The sequence below is a fragment of the Ensifer sp. Root954 genome (genome assembly GCF_001429005.1).
GTDB lineage: Bacteria > Pseudomonadota > Alphaproteobacteria > Rhizobiales > Rhizobiaceae > Ensifer > Ensifer adhaerens.
Genome location: NZ_LMJM01000001.1, coordinates 16,394 through 40,510, shown reverse-complemented (window position 1 = coordinate 40,510; position 24,117 = coordinate 16,394). Strand labels below are relative to the sequence as shown.

Below are 24,117 nucleotides of genomic sequence, written 5' to 3'. Positions count from 1 at the left end.
GAGGAGGAGAAACATGCTCAACACGAAGTCGATCATCGGCTCGCTGATGGTTCTGGCGATCGCCGGAACCGCCACGGCTCGCGCAGAAGAGACCTTGCGCTTTGCGACCTGGGACACGGACGAAAGCCTGGCGATCCAGCAGGAAATCGCCAAGAAGTTCGAGGAGGCGCATCCGGGCGTGAAGGTCCAGGTCGAACCCTACGCAGATGGCTACGATCAGAAGCTGATCGCCGCCTTCGGTGCCGGCAACCCGCCTGACGTCATGTATATGTGGAACTTCCCGCAATACTACACGTCGCTGAAGCCGCTCGACGATCTGATCGCCAAGGATGCGGCCGAGATCAAGCCGGACGATTTCCCGAAGGGCCTGATGAACACGGTTCGTGTCGAAGGCAAGACCTACGGCATGCCGTCGGGCTTCACCACCCAGGTGGTGTTCTACAACAAGGACATGTTCGCCAAGGCCGGCGTCGAGGAGCCGAAGGACGGCTGGACCTGGGACGACCTGCGCGCCAAGGCTGCCAAGTTCCGCGACGAGCCAAACAAGGTCTATGGCTTTGCCGTCGACGCCAAGCCGGACCCGTACGATTTCGAGCAGTTCCTCTGGTCGAACGGCACCAAGTACATTTCCGACGATGGCAAAAAGATCGACGGCTACATGAACAGCGACGCCGCCGCCCAGGTCCTCGACATGTTCGGCGACATGGCCAAGAAGCAGGAAGCGATCACGCTGAACCTCGGCGACGACACCTCGGGCAGCACGCTGTTCAAGGGCGGCAAGATCGCCATGTTCCAGAGCGCCATGTGGTCGAAGTCGGGCATCGATGCATCCGGCATCAAGTATGGCGTAGCACCACTGCCGAAGTTCGGCGACAAGACCGCCCACTCGGCGCTCGGCGTTTCGGCGATCTCGATCGCCAAGGATGCGGCCCATCCGGACCTCGCCTGGGAATTCGTCAAGTTCTTCTCCTCGCCGGAAGCGGTTGCCATGCGCATCAACGACCTGCCGGTGCGCACCAGCGTTGCGGAAGAAAAGGGCATGACCAAGGACCCGATCTACAAGCCGTTCTTCGACATTCTCGCGACCTCCAACACCGAAACCCATGCGTTCCTGAAGAACGCCAACTGGGGCAAGGTCCAGGACAATCTCGCTCGCGCCATCGAGGCGACGATGATCGACCAGGGCAATGCCAAGCAGCATCTCGACGAGGCGGTTGCCCGCTCGAAGCGGCTGATCAAGTAAGACAAGGGAGCCCGGGGAGATGGACATGACCTATGCAACAGCCGCAGTGCCGGCCGCGGCCAAGCGCAAGCGCTCGGCCTTCGCCCGCCACATCGCGGCCTATCTGTTCATTTCCCCGTGGATCCTCGGGTTCCTGTTCTTCACGCTCGGTCCGCTCGTCTTCTCTTTGACAATGAGCTTCTACGACTGGCCCGTCGTCGGTGAACGCACGTTCGTAGGGCTCGAAAACTATCGTTCCATGCTGTTCGAGGATCCGCAGTTCTGGGAAAGCCTCTGGATTACGGTCAAGTTTGCGGCAATCTATGTGCCGTTCAACATCGTCATGTCGTTCCTGCTGGCGCTGATGTTGCATAACATCACCTTCGCCAGCGGCTTCTTCCGCACCGCCTTCTACCTGCCGAGCGTCATTTCCGGCGTCGCGCTGGTGACGATCTGGAGCTGGATCTACAGCCGGGAATACGGGCTCTTGAACTTCATGCTCTCCTTCGTCGGCATCGACGGGCCGAACTGGCTCGGCGATCCCAACCTCGCGATCGTCGCCATCATCATCGCCAGCCTCTGGGGGCTCGGCGGCACGATGCTGATCCTCTTGACGGGCCTGAAAGCCATCCCGAAGGAGCTCTACGAGGCCGCAACCGTTTCGGGCGTTCCCGGCTGGGCGCAGATGGTCTTCATCACCCTGCCGATGCTCGGGCCGATGCTGCTCTTCACCTTCATCACCTCGATCATCTCGGCCTTCCAGCAGCTGACGATCGCGCTGCTTCTGACCAAGGGCGGACCGCTCGGCTCCACCTATTTCTTCGCCATGTACATCTACGACAACGCCTTCAAGTATTTCGACATGGGCTATGCCGCCGCCGGCTCCTGGGTGATGTTCATCATCGTGCTCCTGCTCAGCCTCGGCGTCATGCGCTGGTCGGCTGCCTGGGTCTATTACGAAGGCGAAGTCCGCCAGAACGATGGAGAGCACAATGCGTAAGACGCTGCTCTATTCCGCGCTCATCCTGCTCTCGGCGCTGTTCATCGCGCCGTTCTACTGGACCTTCATGACGGCGATCAAAAGCTCCGCCGAGCTCTACCAGTTCCCGCCAGTCTTCTGGCCGTCGGAATGGCACTGGGAGAACTTTGCCGCCGCCTGGAACAAGCAGCCCTTCGGCACCTACCTCACCAATTCGGTGATCGTCGTGGTGCTGTCGACGATCGGCCAGCTGATCTCGTCGTCGCTGGTTGCCTATGGCTTTGCCCGCTTCCGCTTCCCCGGCCGCGACCCGCTGTTCATCCTGCTGCTTGCCACCATGATGATCCCGTGGGACGTGAAGATGATCCCGCTCTACATGGAGTTCAACCTGCTCGGCTGGATCAACACGCTGAAGCCCTTGATCGTGCCCGCCTATTTCGCCGATGCTTTCTTCGTCTTCCTGCTTCGCCAATACATCATGACCGTGCCGATGGAGATCGACGAGGCGGCCCGCATGGATGGCGCCAACGCTTTCGACATCTATTGGCGCATCCATCTGCCGCTGATGATGCCGGCGCTGGTGCTGGTCGGCACCTTCCACTTCATGAATGCCTGGAACGACTATCTCGGCCCGTTGATCTTCCTCAACGACCAGTCGAAATACACCCTCACGCTCGGCCTCTCCATGTTCAAGGGCCTGCACGAAGTGGACGTGACCTCGATCGCGGCGATCACCGTCATCCTCTGCCTGCCGCCGCTCGCTCTCTTCTTCGTCGCCCAGCGCTATATCATGGATGGCGCGGTCGGCTCGTCGGTGAAGGGATAACGGCATGCTGTTCGATATCGATACCGTGCCCTTCAGCCGCAGGGGCCGTTTCCTGACGCTCTCGACGATGCGCGTGCCGGGCCGCGACGGCGAGCGGGCACTTTATCTCCGCCACGTGGCAGGCGGCGACGAGCGGCCATCGCTCGGTCGCCTCTGCCGCGTCGAGTTTCTCGATGCAGCGGGTAAGACCGCGACGCCCGTGCTCGTGCTATCCCCGGAACGGCTCGATGCTCGCATTGGCGAGGGCGAGGTGAGCTTCGTCATTGGCGAAGGCGAAAGGCTGTACATCGCAGGCAAACGGGCCGGCGTGCGCTTCCATCTCGAAGGCTCGCGTTACGATTATGTCTACCGCACACCGACCGGCGAGGATTGCCTGGTGGCCGCGGTCGAAAACGTCAAATTCATCCCGCGGGCGATCACTGGTGACCTGAAGGTCACTGGCGCCTGGCAGCGCGACCATTCCGAAGACGTGTCCTTCGCCTTCTCGGGAGCCGGCGCCTTCGAGGGTAATGTCGATTTTTTCCGTACCGTGTCGCCGGCTGATCGGCCCGGTCGGTTCGCCGAGGCGCTTTCGGATGCGACGGCAGAATTCTCTGCGTGGCACGCGCGCGTTCCCGGAGGTGTTGACGGCCAGGGCGAGGCGCATCGGCTGGCAAGCTATCTGCTCTGGGCGAACGGCGTGCCGGCCGGTGGCGCGTTGACGCGGCCGGCGATCTACATGTCGAAGAACCACATGATCAACATCTGGAGCTGGGACAACGCCTTTTCGGCGCTGGGCGTTGCGGCCTTCGATCAGGATCTTGCCTTCGATCAGTTCGCCGCGATCTTCGACCACCAGGACGCGTCCGGCCTGCTGCCGGACTATGTCAACGACCGCGACGTGCTCTTTGCTTTCACCAAGCCGCCGGTTCATGGCTGGGCGGTATCGCTGATCGCGGCCGCCGATCCGGGCTTCCTGACGGCAGAGCGCAAGTCTTACCTGCGCGACGCCATCGGCAAGCAGGTGGATTACTGGCTCACCTATGGCCGCAAGGATGGGACGAGCCTGCCGTCCTATTTCCACGGCAACGACAGCGGCTGGGACAACGCCACCTTCTTTGCCGAAGGCGGCCCGGTGATCTCGCCGGATCTGCCCGTTTTCCTGATCCTTGCCTGCGAGACGCTCGCCGATCTTCTCGAAGACGACTCGGCCCGCCAGGCGGTGTGGCGGCAGAAGGCAGACGACCTGCAGGTGCTGCTGTTCGAGCGCCTCTGGACCGGCAACACCTTTGGCGCCCGGCTCGCTGCGGATCCGGAGCGGATACTGCCGGGCGAAAACCTCATCCAGTTCATGCCCCTGCTGCTTGGTTCGCGGCTGACGCCCGACATGCGCGACAAGCTTGTCGCGCGGCTCGTCGCTGGCGGCTTCATCACCGAATGGGGCCCGGCGACGGAAAGCCCGAAGAGTTCCTTCTACGAAGACGACGGTTACTGGCGCGGGCCGATTTGGGCGCCGACCACACTGCTTCTCTGGGATGGACTGCGCCGGCAAGGGAAGATTGAGCTCGCGCGCGAAGTCGCGGAAAAGTTCTGTTCACTTGCGAGCAAAAGCGGTATGGCCGAAAACTTCGACGCGCGCTCGGGGAGGGGCCTTCGCGATCGCGCATTCGCCTGGACATCCGCAGTCTATCTTGTGCTGGCAGCCTCGCTCAGCGCTGACAACCCGTGACGAGCAGAACCGCCATGCAGAGACCGACGATCAAGACCATTGCGCAGGAGACGGGGCTTTCCATCGCCACCGTTTCCAAGGCCCTGAAGCATTCGCCTCAGGTTCGTCCGGAGACGCGGGCGATCGTGATCGAAGCGGCCGAACGCGTCGGCTACGAACTGAACATGCATGGCGTGCAGTTACGCACCGGCAAGACCTATCAGGTCGCAGCCATCATGACCGCGCCGGGTCCGAAGCAGAACGAATGGGAAGGCGTCGAATACGCCCAGCTCCTGAGCGGCATTTCCTGGGCGCTGGAAGACAGTCCCTATCGCGTCTCGCTCTATGCGGTCCGCAATTTCGAGGAGAGCCAGGCGGTCATCAAGCAGATCGTTTCGCTGAAGAAGGCCGACGGCATCATCATCTCGGGCACCCGCGCCGACGATCCCCGCATCCGCACGATGCAGGCGGCCGATTTCCCCTTCGTCACCTATGGCACCAGCATTCACAATGCGCCGCATGCCTATGTCGATGCCGACAACGAGCAGATGATCCGGGTGTCGATGGCGCGGCTCACCGAGCGCGGTCATCGCCGCATCGCGCTGCTCAACCCGCTCTCGGACTTAAGCTACGGCATCACCCGGCTCGAAGCCTACAGGCATGCGCTTGATGTCGCGGGGCTTCCCTATGATCCGGCGCTCGTCGCCCATGGCCGTCTGACGCCGGCTTTCGGCCGCGAGAACGTGCTGACCATGTCGGAGCTCGGCAACCCGCCGACCGCCTATATCTGCGCCAATGAAGCCTCCGCGCTCGGCGCCTTCTCGGGCTTCCACGAGCGCGGGCTGGTGCATGGCCGCGATGCGGTGATCAACGCCACCGACGATCTCAACGTCAGCCAGTATTTCGCGCCGCCGATCACCACCTATTACCTGCCGATCAGTGAACCGAGCAGCCTGCTCGGCGCCTATATCCTCAGGCGCATGGAGGGTGAGCCGCCGGAAGCGCTGCAGACGCTGCTCATGCCGAACCTGATCGAGCGTTGCGACGACCGCTTGAACCCGAACCGTTGACGAATTTCACGCCCGCTCAGGGCGCTCATTCATGCCCTTGAATATAAACGTTTATATTCGAGGGCGCACAGACAAAACCCGAGGTCGGACCCAACCGGCCGTAAGACATGACGAAGGACCGGAACCCGTGCACATGCCCCTGACGAGATCGAACCGCTTCAACGCCAAAGAACAGCAGACGGACATGCTGGAACTCGGCGTCTGCTACTATCCGGAGCAGTGGCCGCGCGAAAAATGGGAAGAGGATGCCCGCCGCATGGTCGAGCTCGGCCTTGCCTGGGTGCGCATCGGCGAATTCGCCTGGGCGAAGATCGAGCCCGGCTCCGGCGAATTCCACTGGGAGTGGCTGGACGACGCGATCGAGGTGCTCGGCAAGGCCGGTCTTAAGGTCATTCTGGGAACACCGACCGCCGCACCGCCGAAGTGGCTGATCGACCGCTACCCGGACATCCTGCCCGTCGACGTCAAGGGTGTGGTGCGCAAGTTCGGCGCCCGCCGCCACTACTGCTTCTCCAGCCGTCGTTACCGCATCGAGGCGGCGCGGATTTCCGAAGCCATGGCCGAGCGCTATGGCAAGAACACTTTCGTGCATGCCTGGCAGACGGATAACGAGTATGGCGACCACGACACGATCTACAGCTATTCCGAAGAGGCGCTGCGCGCCTTCCGCGAATGGCTTGAGGCCCGCTATGGCACGGTTGAGGAACTGAACCGCGCCTGGGGTACGGCCTTCTGGGCGATGAACTACCTGACCTTCGACGAAATTGAGCTTCCGAACAACCTCGTCGAAGAGCCGAGCCCGACCCATATCGTCGACTATATCCGCTTCTCCTCCGACCAGGTGAAGAGCTTCAACAAGGCGCAGGTCGACATCATCCGCAAGCACTCGCCGGGCCGTCCGGTGACGCACAACTTCATGTCGCAGAACACCGACTTCGACCATTACAAGGTCGGCGAGGACATCGATATCGCGTCGTGGGACGTCTATCCGATGGGTGGCCTGCTCAATGGTCGTCTCTCGTCGGAAGACAAGGGCCGGTATCTGCGCGTCGGCGATCCCGACCAGCCGGCCTTCAACCACGATCTCTACCGCGCCGTCGGCAACGGTCGTGTCTGGGTGATGGAGCAGCAGCCGGGCCCGGTAAACTGGGCCTCGCACAATCAGTCGCCGGCCGACGGCATGGTCCGGCTCTGGACCTGGCTCGCTTACGCTCACGGCGTCGACATGGTCTCCTATTTCCGCTGGCGCCAGGTGCCGTTTGCGCAGGAGCAGTTCCATGCCGGCCTGCTGCTTCCGAACAGCGAGGCTGACCAGGGCTATCTCGAAGTCGCGCAGGTGGCCGATGAGATGAAGCGTTTGCCGAAGGGCGAGCGCCGCGAGAAGGCGAAAGTCGCGATCCTGCTCGACTACAATTCGCGCTGGGCGACCAGGGCGCTGCCGCAGGGCCGCACCTATCTGGCTTCGCAGATCGCGCTCGACTGGTATTCGACCGTCGCCCGCCTCGGCGTCGATGTCGACATCATCGGCCAGCACTCGGATCTCGAAGGCTACCAGCTGGTGCTGGCACCCGACCTCGTGATCCCCGAACAGGCCTTCGTTCAAAAGCTTGCGGCGTCGGGTGCCAAGGTGCTTTTCGGACCGCGCAGTGGCAGCAAGACCGAGGACATGCATATTCCGGAGGGCCTGCCGCCGGGTCCGCTCGCCGCGCTGATCGACGTCAGCGTCGCGCGTGTCGAGTCGCTGCCGGAATTCCACGGCGAGAGTGTACTTTACGGCAACGAGACCTATCCGGCCGGCGTCTGGCGCGAGACGGTTCGCACCAACGAAACCGTGCTTGCGACCTTCGAGGGCGACTATCGCAATGGCGCTCCGGCGCTCGTCGGCAACGACAAGGCACGCTACATGGCAACGGGTGCACGCGGCGAGCTCTTGGACAAGGTGATTGGCGATGCGCTCGGCTGGGCTTCGGTCGAGGCGCTGGCCGATCTTGGCGATCTGCGCATCACCCGCCGCGGCAAGCTCACTTTCGCCTTCAACTACGGCAAGACGGCCGTGGACGTGCCGGCGTCTGCGGGCGCAACCTTCCATGTCGGTGGCCGCAAGCTCGGCCCGGTCGACGTCGCGATCTGGTCGGAGTGATCGGAAGGCAGATTATCGCCCGCCGACCGACGCAGCACCCAAAAGCAAAGAGCCCGGCCTTGGAAAAAGGCCGGGCTCTTTGCGTTTCATACGGTACTTTTTCCGTGGTCAGACCCGTTCCAGCGCCACGGCGATGCCCTGGCCGACGCCGATGCACATGGTCGACAGCGAATAGCGCCCGCCGGTCTCATGCAGTTCGAGTGCCGCCGTGCCGGTGATGCGGGCGCCAGACATGCCGAGGGGGTGGCCGAGTGCGATCGCGCCGCCGTTGCGGTTAACGCGCGGGTCGTCGTCGGCAATGCCGAGATCGCGAAGCGTGGCGAGCCCCTGCGAGGCGAAGGCCTCGTTGAGTTCGATCACGTCGAATTGCGCCTGCGTGAGACCGAGGCGGGCCATCAGCTTCTTCGATGCCGGAGCCGGGCCGAAGCCCATGATGCGCGGCGGTACGCCGGCGGTAGCCCCACCGAGGATGCGGGCGATCGGCCTGAGGCCGTATTTCTTCGCTGCCGCTTCCGAGGCGATGATCAGGGCGGTCGCGCCATCGTTGACGCCGGAGGCGTTGCCGGCGGTCACCGTGCCGCCTTCTTGTCTGAAGGGCGTGCCGAGCTTGGCAAGCGCCTCCATCGTCGTCGCGCGCGGGTGCTCGTCGCGATCGACGATAACGGGCTCGCCCTTGCGCTGCGGGATCGTCACCGAAACGATCTCTTTCGCCAGCCGGCCATTGGCCTGCGCGGCCGCTGCCTTTGCCTGGCTGCGCACAGCAAACGCATCCTGGTCTTCGCGGCTGACGTGAAAGTCAGCCGCGACGTTCTCGCCCGTCTCCGGCATGGAATCGACGCCATATTGCTTTTTCATCAGGGGATTGATGAAGCGCCAGCCGATGGTCGTGTCGTAGATTTCGGCGTTGCGCGAAAAGGCGGTGTCGGCCTTCGGCATCACGAAGGGCGCGCGTGACATGCTCTCGACGCCACCGGCGATCATCAGCTCGGCTTCGCCCGATTTGATGGCGCGGGCTGCAGCGATGACGGCATCCATGCCGGAGCCGCAAAGCCGGTTGATCGTCGTGCCGGTGACGCCGACCGGCAGACCGGCCAGGAGCAGTGACATGCGGGCGACGTTGCGGTTGTCCTCGCCCGCCTGGTTGGCGCAGCCGAAGATCACGTCGTCGACGGCGTCCCAGTCGACGTCGGTGTTTCGCTGCATCAGTGCCTTCAGCGGAATTGCGCCGAGATCGTCGGCCCGCACCGATGAGAGTGAGCCGCCGAACCGGCCGATCGGGGTGCGGATGTAGTCGCAGATGAAAGCCTCGGCCATCACGCAGCCTCCTTGTCGCCCTGATGCGCCTTCTTGGTGCGAGCGTTGATGTCACGAAGGGTCTTGAGTTCGAGTTCGGACGGGGCCGGCGTCTCGATCACTTCCTCGGCGAACCTGATCGCCCAGCCGCAATTCTCGACGATCTGCTCGCGCGTGACGCCGGGATGGATCGAAACGACGGTCAGTTCCTTGGTTTGCGGATGCGGCTCCAGGATGCAGAGGTCGGTGATGACGCGCGTCGGTCCCTTGGTCTTCATGCCCAACCGTTCGCGGTGGTCGCCGCCGTCGCCGTGGCCCATGGAGGTAATGAAGGGCAGCTTCTCGACGAAGCCGCGCCTGGAGAGCGCCATGGTGATGAAGATGCGGCCGCAATTGGAGGCAATCTCCGGAGCGCCGCCACCACCGGGCAGACGCACCTTCGGGTGGTCATAGGGGCCGACGACCGTGGTGTTGAGGTTCGCGAACTTGTCGATCTGGGCGCCACCGAGGAAGCCTGTCGTGATACGCCCGCCCTGCAGCCAGTAGCGGAACATCTCCGGCACCGACACGGTGAAAAGGGCCGTGTCGCAGAGTTCGCCGTCGCCGATCGAAAGCGGCAGCACATCCGGCTTGGTGCCGACCGTGCCGCTCTCGTAGATCAGCGTGATATCGGGTGCATGCGTCAGCCGCGCGACGTTGCAGGCGGCCGAGGGCGCGCCGATGCCAACGAAGCAGACGTCGTCGTTGGAAAGCGCCCGGGAAGCGGCGATGGTCATCATTTCGGTGGGGGTAAAATCGCTCATTCTATCCTCCCTCAGGCCGCTTTTGCCGGTTTGTTGCCGGCATGCTTGGCGAAATCTTCCGGCCTGGCGTCGAGCACGTTTTCCTTGATCCAGGCGGTGAAGCTATCGCGGTCGCGGGCGATCTCGTCCCAGCCGATGTAGAAGGCGTTGGAGCGCGGGTAGTAACCGTGCGCATAGGACGGGAAGGCGCCGCCCGGAACGTGAGCAACCGATGTGACGGCCCAGCGGGGCAGCACGAGGGAATTGGGCGACGGTGGGTCGAGCTCGTCGACGATCTCCTCGACCGTGACGATCGAGCGCTTGGCGGCAAGAACCGCCTCCTTCTGCACGCCGACGATGCCTTCGATCAGCACGTTGCCCTGCCTGTCTGCGCGTTGCGCATGAATGATCGTGACGTCAGGGCGGATCGCCGGTACGGCCGCAAGCACTTCGCCGGTAAACGGGCAGGTGACCGACTTGATGTTGGGGTTTACCTTCGGCAGGTCGGCGCCGATGTAACCACGCAGCGTCGCAAACGGCAGGTTGGCGGCACCCGCCTCATAGGCGTTGGCCATCGCCGCGTGGGAATGCTCCTCGATCTCCAGCGGCCGCGGCCATTGGTTTTCGACGGCGTCGCGGAAGCGATGCAGCGAGCCGACGCCGGGATTGCCGCCCCAGGAAAACTTCATGCCACGCGCCGCACCCACGCCGATCAGCTGGTCATAGAGAATGTCCGGCGTCATACGCACCAGATAGAGGTCCTTGCGACCCTGGCGGATCACCTCATGCCCCGCGGCATAGGGGATCAGATGGGTGAAGCCTTCCATGGCGACGGTGTCGCCATCCCTGACATTGTCGCCGACAGCCTCGGCGAGCGAAACGATCTTCGCCATGTTTCCTCTCTTGGTCTCAGTGATCTGTTCGTGGCCTTCGTCGCCCCACGGGCAGCCGGCGCCTTCCTCTTCCGGATGCCAATAAGCGCCGATCGAAACGCTCGGTCAAATATTTTGTGCGATATTTGACTTTTGTTCGTATATCGCACAAAGTCGTTGGCGATGATTTGGGAGGCAAGGATGCGGGAAACGGACTTCGTCAGCGGCTTTGCGCGCGGGTTGGCAGTGATCGAAGCCTTCGATGAAACCCGGCCGAAACTGTCGATTGCCGAGGCGTCAAAGATTACCGGGCTTGACCGGGCGACGGTGCGCCGGTCGCTGCTGACCCTCTCCGAGCTCGGCTATGCAGACTATGACGGCAAGTTCTTCGCGCTGACGCCGAAGATCCTGCGCCTTGGCCATGCCTATCTCTCGGCAACGCCGCTGCCGACGATCATCCAACCTTATCTCGACCAATTGTCCGACCGCGCCGGGCAGAGCGCCTCGGCCTCGGTCTTGGATGGAACCGAGATCGTCTACATCGCCCGCGCCTCGCAAAAGCGGGTGATGTCGATCAACCTGACGACGGGGTCGCGCCTGCCGGCCTATTGCGCCTCCATGGGGCGGGTATGGCTCGCGGCACTGCCGGAGCATGAGGCACGAGAGATCCTTGCCCGATCGAACCTCAAGGCAAACACGCCCTATACGAAGACCGATCCGGAGGACCTGATCGCCGAGTTTCGCCGTGTGCGCGACCAGGGCTATGCGTTGATTGATCAGGAACTCGAACTCGGTCTCTGTTCGATCGCAGTGCCGCTCGAAAACGACCGCGGCCGGATCGTTGCGGCGCTAAACATCGGCGCGCCGGCAGCCCACGTGGCCGCAACGGAGATGGTTGAGCGTTACCTGCCGCTGCTCAAGGAAACGCAAGGGGCGCTCCGGCTGGTGCTGAGATAACAGCTCCCTGCGTCGGCGCTTGATGTTTTGCTGTCGCGCGTTGGAAGCACGCCAGCACCGCAGGACCTGGTCCTTGCTGGCGCCGATTGATGGTGATCGGAACGGCTGGCAACGAGCATGGGGGATTTGAGTATGGGCACCCTTGGGTCTGTGCACGTCGTCTCGTGTCAGGCAGTTCCATTGGCGCCAAGGCCGTTCATCTGCACCGGACCGCTTGGTCTGCAGCTCATTCCATCGGCAAGCACAGATTTTGGGTAGCGACCGAACGGCCGGAATACCCAAAAATGAGCCACGGAGCGATGCAGTTTGCGCTTGCATTTATTTAACCTACAAATTTTAGTGGTCCACGCGGGTGGTGCTGGCGGTGAGAAACGCCGGCACAGGACGATGGAGGGGGCCATCGCGCCGCAAGAGCCAGGTATTTGTCGAATTTTGTCCAGCGCCGCTCTCGGCGATGTCTGGGCGTTGCTGTCATTGTTGCGACCCGGATCGCCGGGAAACCCGAATTTTTGCTGAGCGATCCCTTTTCGCCTTTCCATATCGAGCGTCATGAATGAGCAATTGCACCGGTCCGATCATTCCATAGGCTTGCCGCCCTACGAACTGATCGCGACGAACGAGCCGCCTTGCCCCGCCGTGGCGCAGCCCACACGAGACTGGGCCTATCTGGCCGCCACCCACCTCATCGGTTCTCCGGCCAACGCGGCGATCGCCGCGATCCTGGAGGAAACCGGCAAGCTTGCCGGCGCCGACCGGGCGTGGATGTTCGAATACACCGACGATCTTCTGCGCTTCCGCAACACTGACGAATGGGTGCGAGGCGAGGTGTCGTCACATGTCGGGGACCTGCAGCAGACGCCGGTGACGATGATCGGCTGGCTCCATCAGTGGCTGGTGGCCGGCAAGGCGGTCATGATCAACGATGTCGCAAGGCTACCGCGTCCGGCGCGGGCGCTTCAGGCGGAAATGCTTCGCCAGAATGACAAGAGCGTTCTCTGCGTCCCGGTCTTTCACAAGGGCACGTTGCGTGGCTGCATAGGTTTCGATGCAACGCGGGCGGTGCGTCGGTGGCCGGTCGAAGAAATCCACCAACTCGTCCGCTGTGCAAAGCTGATCGGGATCGCGCGCTACGGGCGCACGCGGACGTATGGCGACCGGGACGATGCTGGCGCGACGACGTCGGCAGAGATAGGCGCGCTCGTCCATCTGCATATGCCGGGACGCAGCCGCGGCGTGCCGCTGTCTGCGATCGTCGGGCTTCGCTCTGCCAAGGACTACACCCAGGTCTGGCTGAAGGACGAAGCCGCGGTGCTGGATCTTCGTCCGCTTTCATTCTGGATCGGCCTTTTGCCCAAGGCGAACTTCCTGCGCATCCATCGGACTGCGGTGGTCAACCTGTCGCACGTGACCGAGCTGGACCGTCATTCCGGTCCGACGAAACAGGCCTGGGTCGTGCGTCTGCGCAGAACAGACGAATCCTGGACCGTGTCCCGCCCCTACAGGCAGGAATTGCGCAGTCGTCTCGGCATCTGAATTTTCCACAGAGGCTGATATCGGGGTTTGTCGCTTCGTCGAACCCGTAGGTTGTTTCGTCGATAAGGCGTTGCCGCTGTAGGGTTGCTATGCAAGCGAGCTTCCTGGGACATTTTTGAACGATGGCGGGGGCAAGCCTTTGAAAAAGATCAATTGTCAGAATCAGGGCTTGGGAAGCGGACGTGAGAGCGAAGCGCGCAACGATCGGCGGCGGACGACGCGTCGTTCGGTAACCAGTAGCCGGCGCTTGCTGATGAACAGCACCGCTCTGTGGTTGTTCGCAGCCACCGGCCTTGCTCTCGGCATGGTCGCGTCCGTTCCGGTCGCGCATGCGGCAGGCAAGGGCGGCACCGGCGGGAGTTGGGGCGGCGCCGGCGGCAGCGTCGACGGCAACCTGCAGGGAACGCCCGGCGGCGATGCCATCGATAGCGGAAACGGCGGCGGCGGCGGCGGGCCGGGTGCGGCCGGTGGCGCGGGAAGCCAGAGCGGCGCCGGGGTTGGCGGCACTGGTGGTGCCGGCGGCACCAGCGGCAGCCCGAACGGAGGAACCGGCGGAAGCGGCATCGGCAACGGCAGCGACTTTGGCGGCGGTGCGGGTGGCGGCGGCGGTGCGCACGGCAGCGTCGGCAATGTCGCTGGCCGCGGCGGCGATGGAGGCACGTCTCCGAACGGGGACGGCGGTGGCGGCGGGGCTGGCGGATACGGCCGGATTGTTGCCGCCGGGGGAACGGAGAGCATAACCGGACCGGCAGTTTCCGGTGGGCGGGGCGGACACGGCGGTGCTGGCGGGGCAGCGTCGGGGGCTATCGGTATCGGTGGCAGCGGCGGCGACGGTGGCGACGGCGCGGCGCTCGTCGGTGGCGGCACATTGACGGTGAACACGAACGTCACGGGCGGTAACGGCGGCAACGCCGGCGCCGGCGGCCACGCTCTCGAAAAGTACAATGGCGACGGCGGTCACGGCATCAGCGCGCTGAACGGCGGCACGGTGATCATCAACAGCGGCAGCGTGACGGGCGGTGTGGTTGGAACCGGCGGGACCGGCGGCGTGCACGGAGCTGGGATCTTCGGTCGAAACCTGGACGTGACCCTCGGCACATCCGGTTCGATCATCGGCGGCAATGGCGGGACCGCCAACGCCATGACCTTCGATGGCGGCGCCAACACGTTCCGGTTCTCTGCGGCGAACCCGGGTCTTTCCGGCAACATCGCGATCAACAATACCGCCAGCCTGACGATCGACCAGAACAGCAACGGCAGGATCAACAATACGATTACGGGCGACGGCTCGCTCATCAAATCCGGCAGCGGCACGCTGACGCTGACAGGCATGAACACCTATACCGGGGCGACGAGCATCGGGGCGGGCGGTACGCTGGCGTTGTCGGGCCAGGGACGCATCAATGCCTCCAGCGGATTGACGGTCAACGGCACCTTCGACGTATCCGCCGCCGCCTCTGCACAGGTCAAGTCGCTGGCCGGCAGCGGACAGGTCACGCTTGGAAGTCAATATCTGATCATCCACAACGCCACGGGTACGTTCTCGGGCGCGATTAACGGCACCGGCGGCATCAATGTTATGGCCGGCACGCAGGTCCTGACGGGTACCAACACCTTTGCCGGTGGCGCGGGTACGAATACTGGCGCGACCTTGCAGATCGGCAATGGCGGCACGGGTGGCTCGCTCGTGTCGAACATTACCAACGGCGGTTCGGTGATCTTCAACCGTTCCGATGACGTGACCTATGGCGGCGAGGTCACCGGCAACGGGACGTTTTCGCAGATCGGCAGCGGCACGCTGACGCTGACGGCGACCAGCAGCACGCGCGGAGCGGTGACGATCGGCACAGGCAGCACGCTGCAGCTCGGCAATGGCGGCACCACAGGCTGGATCGGCGGCACGGGGAACTTTGTCGGCTCGATCACCAACAATGGCGCGCTGGTCTACAACCGCTCGAACAATGTCAGCTATGCCGGCAAGGTCTCGGGCACCGGCACGATTTCGCAGGCGGGAACGGGCAAGCTGACGCTGACGGGGGATAGTTCGCTGTTCGCTGGAGCAACGTCGGTGACGTCGGGCACGACCTATGTCAACGGCCAGCTTGGCGGCAACGTCAATGTCGGCACCGGCGGTACGCTCGGGGGATCGGGCAGGATCGGCGGCAGCGTCGTCGTCGATGGCACGCTCTCGGCCGGCAACAGCCCGGGCACGATCACGATCGGTGGCGATCTGACGCTCAATGCCGGCTCCAATTCGGTTTTCGAGCTCAATACGCCCGGGCTCGTCGGCAGCGTCGGCAGCAACGATCTGGTGAAGGTCGGCGGCAACCTGACGCTCGGCGGCGCACTGAACGCGCAGGTGGCATCGGCCGGTTACTACCGGCTGTTCGAATATGACGGCGCGCTGTCGGGCAGTTTTGCGACGACGACCGCGACGTCGACGGTTCCTAGCTTCACGATCGCCAGCCAACAGGTCCAGACCGGCATTGCCAAGCAGGTCAATTTGTCGGTGCTCGGCGCCGGCCAGACGATGCACTTCTGGGATGGCGGCGACACGACGGGCAACGGCACCGTCAACGGCGGTACCGGCACCTGGACGTCTGGTGGCACCAACTGGACCGGCGCTCCGGGGCGCGCCAACATCAACGGCAGCTTCGGCGGCTCTGTCGGCGTCTTTGCCGGCGCCACCGGCGGCACCGTCAATGTCGTCGGTGCGCAGAGCTTCGATACGCTGCAGTTCTCCGCGACGAACGACGGCAGCGGCTACACCATCAATGGCGGGGTGCTCACCTTCAACCCGGCAAGCGGCACGGCGGCGACGATCAATGTCGGCAATGGCGTCGCAACCACGATCGGCTCGGTGCTGCAGGATGGCGCGACCGGCAGCGGCCTCAACAAGGTCGGCAACGGTACGCTGACGCTGACGGGCATGAACACCTATACCGGTGCGACAAGCATCGCAGCCGGCGGCACGCTCGCGCTTTCGGGTCAGGGTCGGATCAACGCCTCGAGCGGTTTGACGGCCGATGGCACCTTCGACGTCTCGGCGGCGGCTTCCGCACAGGTCAAGTCGCTTGCCGGCAGTGGGCAGGTTGTGCTCGGTAGCAAAACGCTGATCATCAATAACGCGACCGGCACGTTCTCGGGCACGATCAACGGTACCGGTGGCATCTCGATCGGTGCCGGCACGCAGGTCTTGAGTGGCACCAACGGCTTTACCGGCGGCGCCGGCATTTCCCAGGGGGCGACGCTGCAGATCGGCGATGGTGGCGCGGGTGGTTCCCTCGCATCCAATGTCACCAACTACGGTGCCCTCGTCTTCAACAGCTCGGCCAATTCGACCTATGCCGGCTCGATCACCGGCCCCGGCTCGTTCTCGCAGATCGGCGCGGGTACGCTGACGCTCACGGCCAACAACAGCACATCGGGTGCGGTGACGATCGGCACCGGCAGCACGCTGCAACTCGGCAACGGCGGCACGACCGGCTGGATCGGCGGAACCGGCAAATTCGTCGGCTCGATCACCAACGACGGCGCGCTGATCTACAACCGCTCGAACGACGTGACCTATGCCGGCGCGGTCTCGGGCAACGGCACGCTGACCCAGGCGGGTACGGGCAAGCTGACCCTGACAGGCGCAAACACCTTTACCGGCACGACCGACATCACCTCGGGCGAGCTGATCGTCAACGGTTCGCTCGCGAACTCCAGCCTGACCACGATCCGGCGCGGAGCGCGTCTTGGCGGCACCGGCACACTTGGCAACACGACCATCCAGGCTGGCGGCGTCCACGCTCCGGGCAACTCGATCGGCACGCAGACGATCGCCGGCAATTACACCAACAACGGGGTTCTGCAGATCGAAGGCTCGCCCACCGCCACCGATAAGCTGGTCGTTTCGGGCAGCGTCGACATCTCCGGTGCGACTCTTGATCTCCTGCTTTCGCCCAACACGGCGTCGAGCTGGAACCCGGTCAATGGCCCGTTCATCCTCATCGACAAGACGAGTTCCGGCACGATCACCGGCACCTTTGCGTCGATCGTCGACAACCTGGTGTTCCTCGATCCGACCGTCGACTACAGCGGCGGCGACGGCAACGACCTTTCGCTCAAGCTGACCCGCAACGATATCAGCTTTGCAAGCGTCGGCCAGACCCGCAACCAGACCGCCACCAGCGTCGGTGTCGAAGGGCTCGGTTTTGCCAACCCCATCTTCAACGCGGTGGCGTTTGCCGCAACGCCCGAGGCGGCGCGCACGGCCTTCGATCTGCTTTCCGGCGAAGTGCACAGCTCGTTCCAGTCGATCCTGATCGAGGACAGCCGGTTCCTGCGTGATGCCGCGAACGATCGTCTGCGCACCGTGCTCGGCACCGTGGCGGCGAAGCAATCGAGCGAGATCACCGGCGCTATCGACAGCGGCGAACTTGCTCTGTGGAGCCAGGGCTTCGGTTCCTGGGGACGGATCGACGGTGACGGCAATGCCGCCAAGGCGGATCGATCCATCGGCGGCTTCTTCGTCGGTGCGGATACGCAGGTGGACGAATGGACCGTAGGCGCTCTTGCCGGCTACTCGCGTTCCTCGATGGACATCGACGCGCGGTTCTCCTCGGCAACCTCCGACAACTATCATCTGGGCATCTATGCCGGCGGACGTTGGGGCGATGCGTCGCTTAGAACCGGCGCCGCCTATAGCTGGCACGATATCGAAACGAACCGCACCGTTTCGTTCCCGGGCTTCACGGACAGCCTCGATGCCGACTACAGCGCCGGGACGGGCCAGGTCTTCGGCGAGTTCGCCTATGCGTTCACGGCCGGCTCGGTCGATCTGGAGCCGTTTGCCAACCTGGCCTATGTGCATCTCAATCGCGACGGCTTTGCCGAGCGGGGTGGAGCCGCGGCGCTCTTCGGCAAGGACGCGTCGCAGGACACGACGTTTACGACCCTTGGTCTTCGCGCGGCGTCCAGCTTCGACCTTGGCGGCGTGCTGGCGACGGCTCGTGGCACCATCGGCTGGAGACATGCCTTCGGCGACACCTTGCCGCTGTCGTCGAACGGGTTCTCGCCGGCGAGCACGTTTGTCATCGCCGGCGTCCCGATCGCCGAAAACACAGCGGTGCTTGAAGCCGGCCTCGATTTCGCCGTCGCGCCGGAGGCGACCCTCGGTTTGACCTACACAGGTCAATTCGGCGGAGGTGTCAGCGACCAGAGCGTCAAGGCAAATCTGAGCGTCAAGTTCTGATTGAACGCAGTCGACCCAAGCGGCCGCCTGTCCGGGTCATGGGTGACCTTGGCAGGGGGCCGTTTGGCTTTTCAAGGCTGGCTTGAAGTGCGTATGGATGCGGCGCGCCAGCGGCCATGCGTCCACGCTTCACCCGCTCGCACGTCGCCGCGACGGAGATGGTCTGGCGTTATCTGCCGGTACTCAAGGAGACAAGCAGCCTTGCGCGGCGTACTGAGATAGCGCTGGCGGCATCCTTGCGCTTGACGCCACGCCCCGACGCGCTTTCTATCTCGCCTGGGGTGTGAATTCGGGCTGGGAGTGGACCACTATGACTGACGATACGCAGCCGCCGGAAACCAAGCTCACGACGACGAAGCGGCGCTGGGCCGCCGATGGCAAGTTCCTGACGGGGCGGATCGTGCGCCCCGAGGACGAGCGCCTTCCGCCCGGGCAACACCTGGTCAAGGACTGGCCGGTGCTCGACCTCGGCCAGCAGCCGATCATCCGGACGGAAAGCTGGCGTCTCGATATCACCGGCCATATCGAGCATCCCCTGTCGCTCGACTGGGCCGCCTTCAAGGCTTTGCCACAGAGCGACCGTCTCTCCGACATGCATTGCGTGACGACGTGGTCGCGCTACGACAACCGCTGGCAGGGCGTGGCCACGCGTGATCTGCTCGACCAGGTGATGCCGAAGGCCGAGGCGAGCCATGTCATGCTGACGAGCTATGACGGCTACACCACGAACATGCCGCTCGCGGATTTCGCCTCCGAAGACGCGATCCTTGCGACCGACTGGGAGGGCCAACCGATCGGCCGCACCCATGGCGGACCGATGCGGCTCGTCGTTCCGCATCTCTACCTGTGGAAGAGTGCCAAGTGGCTGACCCGCATCGACTTTCGCGAAGGTGACATGGCCGGCTTCTGGGAGCGGAACGGCTACCACATGCGCGGCGACCCGTGGCGCGAAGAGCGCTATTCGGACGACTGATCCGGAACTGTGAAGGCTTGACGATCACCGGCCAGCGCGTCCGGACCCAGAAGCGCTTGCAGCCCCGCAAGCTGGTAGCGCCAAAAGAGCGAAATGGCCGACTGGATCGATGGGGCGTCGCTGTATTCGCTGAGCGTATCGGCAATGGTGTCCAGCGTTCGAGTGAAGGTTCGCTCGAGCATGAAACCCATCAAAGGCGTCAGGGCCTGCTCGCCGCCCTTGTCGGTCAGGTAGCCGGAAGCCAGCCGCACCATCTCCCGGATCATCAGCTTGCGGACATGGGCGTAGCGCGTGCCGTCAGCGCCGCGAAGCAGGATGAGGACCACGAGCCGCTGTTCGATCCAGAAGGACAGCAGCGCCCGGGCACGTTCGGATCCGGAAGCATCGGCCTGCAGCCAATTGCCGATCGATCGCAGTTCTCGTACACGGGCGCGCAGCAGGCGCAACAATCGCCCGGCGAGCGCCGGTGTCACGATCTCATAAAACAGCGCTTCCTTGTCGGCGACGTACTTGTAGATGTTGCTCGAACTCGTACCCGCCCGTTCCGCCACATCGGCCAGCCGGGCCTTTTCGAACCCTTGCTCGGCAAACACCGCTGCCGCTGCCGCAAGCAGACGCTCGCGCACTTCCTGCTTCAGGCGCTGGGGCATGCGAGCCTTTCTGCAAGCTCGGTGAGCCTTGGTTGCCAGGGGGCAGCTTCTTCCAGCTGGAAGGCGAGCGAGAAGAGTAGCGCGTCCTCGCCCGTTGCTGCAGCGAAATGGCAGCCGACCGGCAGCCCCTCGCGCGACCAGCAAAGCGGCACCGACATGGCGGGCCATCCGGCAAAGGACGCCACATTGGTGAAGCCGGCGAGGCGTTCCGTAAACGCGATGAGTTGGTCTGCATCCTCGGTCGGTCCTTGCGTCCCCAGCGGAAAGGCCGTGAAGGGGACGGTGGGCGAAAGCAGCACGTCATAGCCGGAGATCGTCTGATTTGCGCTCGCCTCGGCCCTCTTCGTCGCGCCGATCGCCTCCATGATTGCCGCCTCCGGCAGCCGCCTGGCGCGGCGGACGAGCTCGACCGTGTAGGGCTCGAACAAGGTCTCGTCGAAGGCGCCGCCCATTGCGGCCGCGACCTGGTCGAACAGGCCGGACAGAACGATCCCGGTCAGATTGAAAAAGGCGCGGCTGGTTTCCTGCGCGTTGACGTCGGGCCCCGCGCATTCGACGACCTCGTGCCCCAAAACCGTGCACAACGTGATCGCCGCGTTGAGCGCGTCCTCGACCGCTTCAGACACGCCGCGCCCGAAAACATCATGGCGATAGACGCCAATGCGCAGCCGCTTCTGCGGGCCGCGGCGCATATCGTCGATCGCAGGCATTGGCCGCGCCAGGTCCTGCCGCTCGGTCGCCGCCTGCCACGCGGCGCTGTCGCGCACGGAACGGCTGACGCAATGGTCGCTGATCAGCCGCGCCGTCGGCATCGCCGGCGGCAGGCCGGCATTCACCGTGCGGTCCCGGCTCGGCTTGAAACCGAATAGCCCGCAGAAGGAGGAGGGGCCACGGATCGAGCCGCCGCCGTCGGACGCGTGGGCGATCGGCACCATGCCGGAGGCAACGGCCGCCACCGCGCCGCCGGACGAGCCGCCGGTCGAAAGGGCGAAATTCCAGGGGTTGCGCGTCGCGCCATGGGCGAGGGTTTCGGTGGTGCCGAGCAGGCCGAACTCCGATGTGGTCGTCTTACCAAGAACGATCAGACCGGCCTTGTCGATTGCGTCCGTGTAATCCGATCCGCCTTGGGCGGGCTGTCCCTTGAAGAGGCGAGAGCCGAAGCCGGCCGGATGGCCGGGATAGGCAAGCAGATCCTTGAGCAGGGTCGGTACGCCCGGGAACGGCATGTCCGCGTGCGGCCGAAGAGCTCCGGCGCACTTGCGCGCTTGGTCGAAATCCGTGGATGCAAGGGCGTTAACGTGCGGCTCGATCCGCTTGATGCGCCGGATGGCGGCATCGACGAGTTCGAGCGGCGAGGCTTGGCCCGTCGAGACGAGACGCGCCTGTTCCGTTGCGTCCAGCGCGGAAAAGTCGTCCGTTTCCTGTTGCGAATATTCGGGATTGGGCGCGCGCATCTGTCCAGTTTCCATTGACGATGAAAAGAGAATGATGGATTCTCTTTTCATCGTCAATGAGCGGTTGCATCCGCAAGCGACTGATTGCATCTTCCCGTCTCCTGCAATGCTGGTGCAACCCACCCCCCGCAAAGCTCGTGCAACGTTTCAACAAAGGACGTTGTCGATGCGCCTGGCCATTTTACCGATGTGGATGATCCTCTTCAGCGCGAGCCCGAGCCATGCCGAAGAAAAGGGAATGTGGATTGCGGACAATCCGTATCGGACCGTGCAGCCTTTGTACGATCCCTGTCGTGATGGTCGGCTAAGTGATGGAACGCCGCGAACCTGCGCCGAGATCAGACGCATGTACCGGCATGGACGAGGCGGCTGGTCCGAGCAGGACCATCGCCTGGATGCATGCAGCAACGGACGCGTCAGCGACGGTCGGCCGCGCACATGCCGGGAACTGCTTGAATGGATGGAGCATCGTTGATGAAGGCAGAGCGCAGAGCCACCGTGTCGAGGCTCGGACAGGTTTTCAGATTAGTGCTTGGGTATCTGTCCTGGCCGCTGGTGTTTTTCGGTGGACTGCTCGGCGCCTACTACGCGTTCGCGAGCGCAGAGCCTATGGTCGGATTCGTGGCGGTCTATGCGGCGGCCGTCTTCATCCTGTTTCTTCTCGAACGCTACATTCCCTACGAGCGGGGCTGGCTGCAATCGGATGGCGAAACGGTGAACGATATCGGCCACACGCTGGCGACGAAGGGCCTGCTGCAGGCGGCTGGCCTGATCGCCGCCGTCTTTCCCATGTATGCCGCCAACATCCTGCAGCCGCTCGCAGCGCTCAAGTTCGGTCTCTGGCCATCGGATTGGCCGATGGTGTTTCAGGTGGCTATCGCCGTGGTCGTTGCCGAATTCGGCCTCTATTGGTCGCATCGGATCGCCCACGAAAAGCTGTTCTTCTGGCGGTTTCATGCGCTGCATCACAGCGTCGTTCGGCTCTGGGTCATCAATACCGGCCGCTTTCACGTGGCCGATTCGCTGTTCAAGATCGCCATGAGCCAGATCCCGCTCTATTGCCTGGGCGCTCCGTTGCACGTTTTCTGGTGGCTCGGCGCGGTCACGGCCTTCATGGGCATTCTTACCCATTGCAACGTCGATATGCGCACCGGCCCCTTCGACTATCTCTTCAGCACGCCGCGGCTGCACCGCTGGCATCACTCGAAGGACCTTCGCGAGGGCAACATGAACTACGGAGAGAACGTCGTGGTCTGGGACCTTTTGTTCGGTACGTACTACAACCCTGACCGTCCGTCCTCCACTAACATCGGCATCAAGGGCCAGATCGCCCGAGGCTTCCTGGCACAACTGGCGCAGCCCTTCACCAAGAACGGCGTACGCGAAATCCTCGGCCTCCCGAAGAAAAGCTCATGACGGCGTCGCGTGCGGAGTAGCGTTCCCGGCTAGATTTCCGCGTGGCCCCATTGGGAAAGCCATGTGGAAAAGCTGTCCGGCGTGCCTGACGGCGCGCGCCTCGTGATCTCATAGGCGCCGACGATCGGCGAGATCGACGGGCAAAGCGCGATCAGCTGGCCGCTTCGCAGCTCCTTCTCGATGAAGGCCGGGCTGACCTGAGCAATTCCTAGGCCGGAAATGCAGGCGTCGATTGCGGCCTCGTCCGTGTCGAAGCCGATGCTGCCGCCCTTCGGCTCGAAAGGGATCGCAGCCGCATCGCACCAGCGCCGCCAGGACCAGGCGTCGGCCGTGTCGAGAAGGATCGGCAGGCCGAGCACGTCGCGGGCGTCGAGTTCGCGTTCCGATCGCGCAAAGAACTGCGGCGAGCACACCGCAAGCGTGCGGTCCACCAGAAAGGCCAGCGCGTGATCGTCGCTGTCGCCGCAGCGGCGATAGGTGATCGTGATATCCGCCGGTTCGGCAGCACCCAGCGCCAGGGACTGGATGACGAGATCTTCGCTCGGATGCGCCTGCCGGTAGGAGCCGATCCGGGGGATCAGCCAACGGCGGGCAATGGTGATCGGCGCCTGGATCACCAGGCGCGAGCGTTCGGGGCTGACCGCGCGCGCGCCCGTCTCAAGGGTGGCGAGCGCCCCGTTCACGTGGGTGAGGAACTGTCGCCCGGCGGCCGTCAGCGCAATCGCATTGTGGCTGCGGTGAAAAAGCGGCGTGCCCAGTGCGTCTTCAAGTGCCTTGATCTGGCGGCTGACCGCGCCCGGCGTCAGGTGCATCTCCGCGGCTGCGAGCGTCAGGCTACCCGTGCGCGCCGTCGCCGAGAAGGCCGGCAGCACACTGAGCGGCGGAAACTTGAAGCGTTTGGCTTGCGATTTTTTCATGCCGGCGTGAGAACCTTTCGCTTGCAAATAACTTGACCATAAATATCAACAATCCTCCATATTGGAAGGCAGGAAGCCTGATGTCGGGAGGTTTGTTGATGGCGATC

The 24,117-nt window shown here is 63.7% G+C and carries 18 protein-coding genes; 12 read left to right on the top strand and 6 right to left on the bottom strand.

Translation table 11 applies throughout. The features are described from left to right. The first annotated feature begins 13 nt into the window (after positions 1-13). The 6 genes from ASE71_RS00165 to ASE71_RS00140 all read left to right on the top strand — a co-directional run bounded on the left by ASE71_RS00165 (position 14) and on the right by ASE71_RS00140 (position 7,924). Entirely contained in the window at positions 14-1,243 is a 1,230-nt protein-coding gene (locus tag ASE71_RS00165) for an ABC transporter substrate-binding protein (RefSeq protein ID WP_060522037.1), read from the top strand. A 25-nt stretch (positions 1,244-1,268) separates the two neighbouring features. Beyond that, positions 1,269-2,222, top strand: a complete 954-nt coding sequence (locus tag ASE71_RS00160) for a carbohydrate ABC transporter permease (protein WP_234798784.1) — start codon at positions 1,269-1,271, stop codon at positions 2,220-2,222. Then, positions 2,215-3,027, top strand: a complete 813-nt coding sequence (locus ASE71_RS00155) for a carbohydrate ABC transporter permease (RefSeq protein ID WP_034805833.1) — start codon at positions 2,215-2,217, stop codon at positions 3,025-3,027. The genes ASE71_RS00160 and ASE71_RS00155 overlap by 8 nt, the downstream gene beginning before the upstream one ends. Positions 3,028-3,031: 4 nt before the next feature. After that, on the top strand, positions 3,032-4,735 hold the full coding sequence (locus tag ASE71_RS00150) for an amylo-alpha-1,6-glucosidase (protein WP_060522038.1): 1,704 nt from the start codon (positions 3,032-3,034) through the stop codon (positions 4,733-4,735). Positions 4,736-4,749: 14 nt separating this feature from the next. Next, positions 4,750-5,784: a LacI family DNA-binding transcriptional regulator gene (locus tag ASE71_RS00145; protein ID WP_060522039.1), complete on the top strand. Its 1,035-nt coding sequence runs from the start codon at positions 4,750-4,752 to the stop codon at positions 5,782-5,784. A gap of 127 nt (positions 5,785-5,911) precedes the next feature. Beyond that, positions 5,912-7,924 carry a beta-galactosidase gene (locus ASE71_RS00140; protein ID WP_060522040.1) on the top strand — a complete coding sequence of 671 codons (2,013 nt, stop codon included), beginning with the start codon at positions 5,912-5,914 and terminating at the stop codon, positions 7,922-7,924. A 108-nt stretch (positions 7,925-8,032) separates the two neighbouring features. Here ASE71_RS00140 and pcaF read toward each other — a convergent pair whose 3' ends face one another. The 3 genes from pcaF to ASE71_RS00125 are packed head-to-tail and all read right to left on the bottom strand — an operon-like array spanning position 8,033 to position 10,892. After that, positions 8,033-9,238 (bottom strand): 3-oxoadipyl-CoA thiolase, encoded by a 1,206-nt coding sequence (pcaF, locus tag ASE71_RS00135; RefSeq protein WP_060522041.1) that lies wholly within the window; start codon positions 9,236-9,238, stop codon positions 8,033-8,035. Beyond that, positions 9,238-10,020, bottom strand: a complete 783-nt coding sequence (locus ASE71_RS00130) for a CoA-transferase subunit beta (RefSeq protein ID WP_060522042.1) — start codon at positions 10,018-10,020, stop codon at positions 9,238-9,240. The genes pcaF and ASE71_RS00130 overlap by 1 nt, the downstream gene beginning before the upstream one ends. An 11-nt stretch (positions 10,021-10,031) precedes the next feature. Then, entirely contained in the window at positions 10,032-10,892 is an 861-nt protein-coding gene (locus ASE71_RS00125) for a CoA transferase subunit A (RefSeq protein ID WP_060522043.1), read from the bottom strand. Between the two features lie 180 nt (positions 10,893-11,072). On the opposite strand from ASE71_RS00125, the gene ASE71_RS00120 reads away from it, so the two are divergent. From ASE71_RS00120 to ASE71_RS00105, 4 genes are all read left to right on the top strand, one after another. Then, positions 11,073-11,828: an IclR family transcriptional regulator gene (locus tag ASE71_RS00120; protein WP_060522044.1), complete on the top strand. Its 756-nt coding sequence runs from the start codon at positions 11,073-11,075 to the stop codon at positions 11,826-11,828. Positions 11,829-12,377: 549 nt separating this feature from the next. Beyond that, positions 12,378-13,361 carry a LytTR family transcriptional regulator DNA-binding domain-containing protein gene (locus ASE71_RS00115; protein WP_082566588.1) on the top strand — a complete coding sequence of 328 codons (984 nt, stop codon included), beginning with the start codon at positions 12,378-12,380 and terminating at the stop codon, positions 13,359-13,361. 253 nt (positions 13,362-13,614) lie between these two features. Further along, on the top strand, positions 13,615-18,600 hold the full coding sequence (locus tag ASE71_RS00110; RefSeq protein ID WP_060539381.1) for an autotransporter domain-containing protein: 4,986 nt from the start codon (positions 13,615-13,617) through the stop codon (positions 18,598-18,600). Between the two features lie 310 nt (positions 18,601-18,910). Next, positions 18,911-19,573: a sulfite oxidase-like oxidoreductase gene (locus ASE71_RS00105; RefSeq protein ID WP_060522047.1), complete on the top strand. Its 663-nt coding sequence runs from the start codon at positions 18,911-18,913 to the stop codon at positions 19,571-19,573. On the opposite strand, the gene ASE71_RS00100 is transcribed toward ASE71_RS00105, so the two are convergent. Together ASE71_RS00100 and ASE71_RS00095 are read right to left on the bottom strand one after the other, a co-directional pair. Beyond that, on the bottom strand, positions 19,558-20,223 hold the full coding sequence (locus ASE71_RS00100; protein WP_060522048.1) for a TetR/AcrR family transcriptional regulator: 666 nt from the start codon (positions 20,221-20,223) through the stop codon (positions 19,558-19,560). The genes ASE71_RS00105 and ASE71_RS00100 overlap by 16 nt on opposite strands. Next, positions 20,208-21,677 carry an amidase gene (locus ASE71_RS00095; RefSeq protein WP_060522080.1) on the bottom strand — a complete coding sequence of 490 codons (1,470 nt, stop codon included), beginning with the start codon at positions 21,675-21,677 and terminating at the stop codon, positions 20,208-20,210. The genes ASE71_RS00100 and ASE71_RS00095 overlap by 16 nt, the downstream gene beginning before the upstream one ends. Before the next feature lie 31 nt (positions 21,678-21,708). On the opposite strand from ASE71_RS00095, the gene ASE71_RS00090 reads away from it, so the two are divergent. Continuing rightward, positions 21,709-22,152, top strand: a complete 444-nt coding sequence (locus tag ASE71_RS00090; protein ID WP_060539382.1) for a hypothetical protein — start codon at positions 21,709-21,711, stop codon at positions 22,150-22,152. After that, positions 22,152-23,093: a sterol desaturase family protein gene (locus tag ASE71_RS00085; RefSeq protein ID WP_060522050.1), complete on the top strand. Its 942-nt coding sequence runs from the start codon at positions 22,152-22,154 to the stop codon at positions 23,091-23,093. Before ASE71_RS00090 ends, ASE71_RS00085 begins: the two co-directional genes overlap by 1 nt. A gap of 29 nt (positions 23,094-23,122) precedes the next feature. Here the strand turns inward: ASE71_RS00085 and ASE71_RS00080 are convergent, their stop codons facing one another. Beyond that, complete coding sequence (locus ASE71_RS00080; RefSeq protein WP_060522051.1) at positions 23,123-24,010, bottom strand: LysR substrate-binding domain-containing protein; 888 nt, start codon at positions 24,008-24,010, stop codon at positions 23,123-23,125. Between the last annotated feature and the right edge of the window lie 107 nt (positions 24,011-24,117).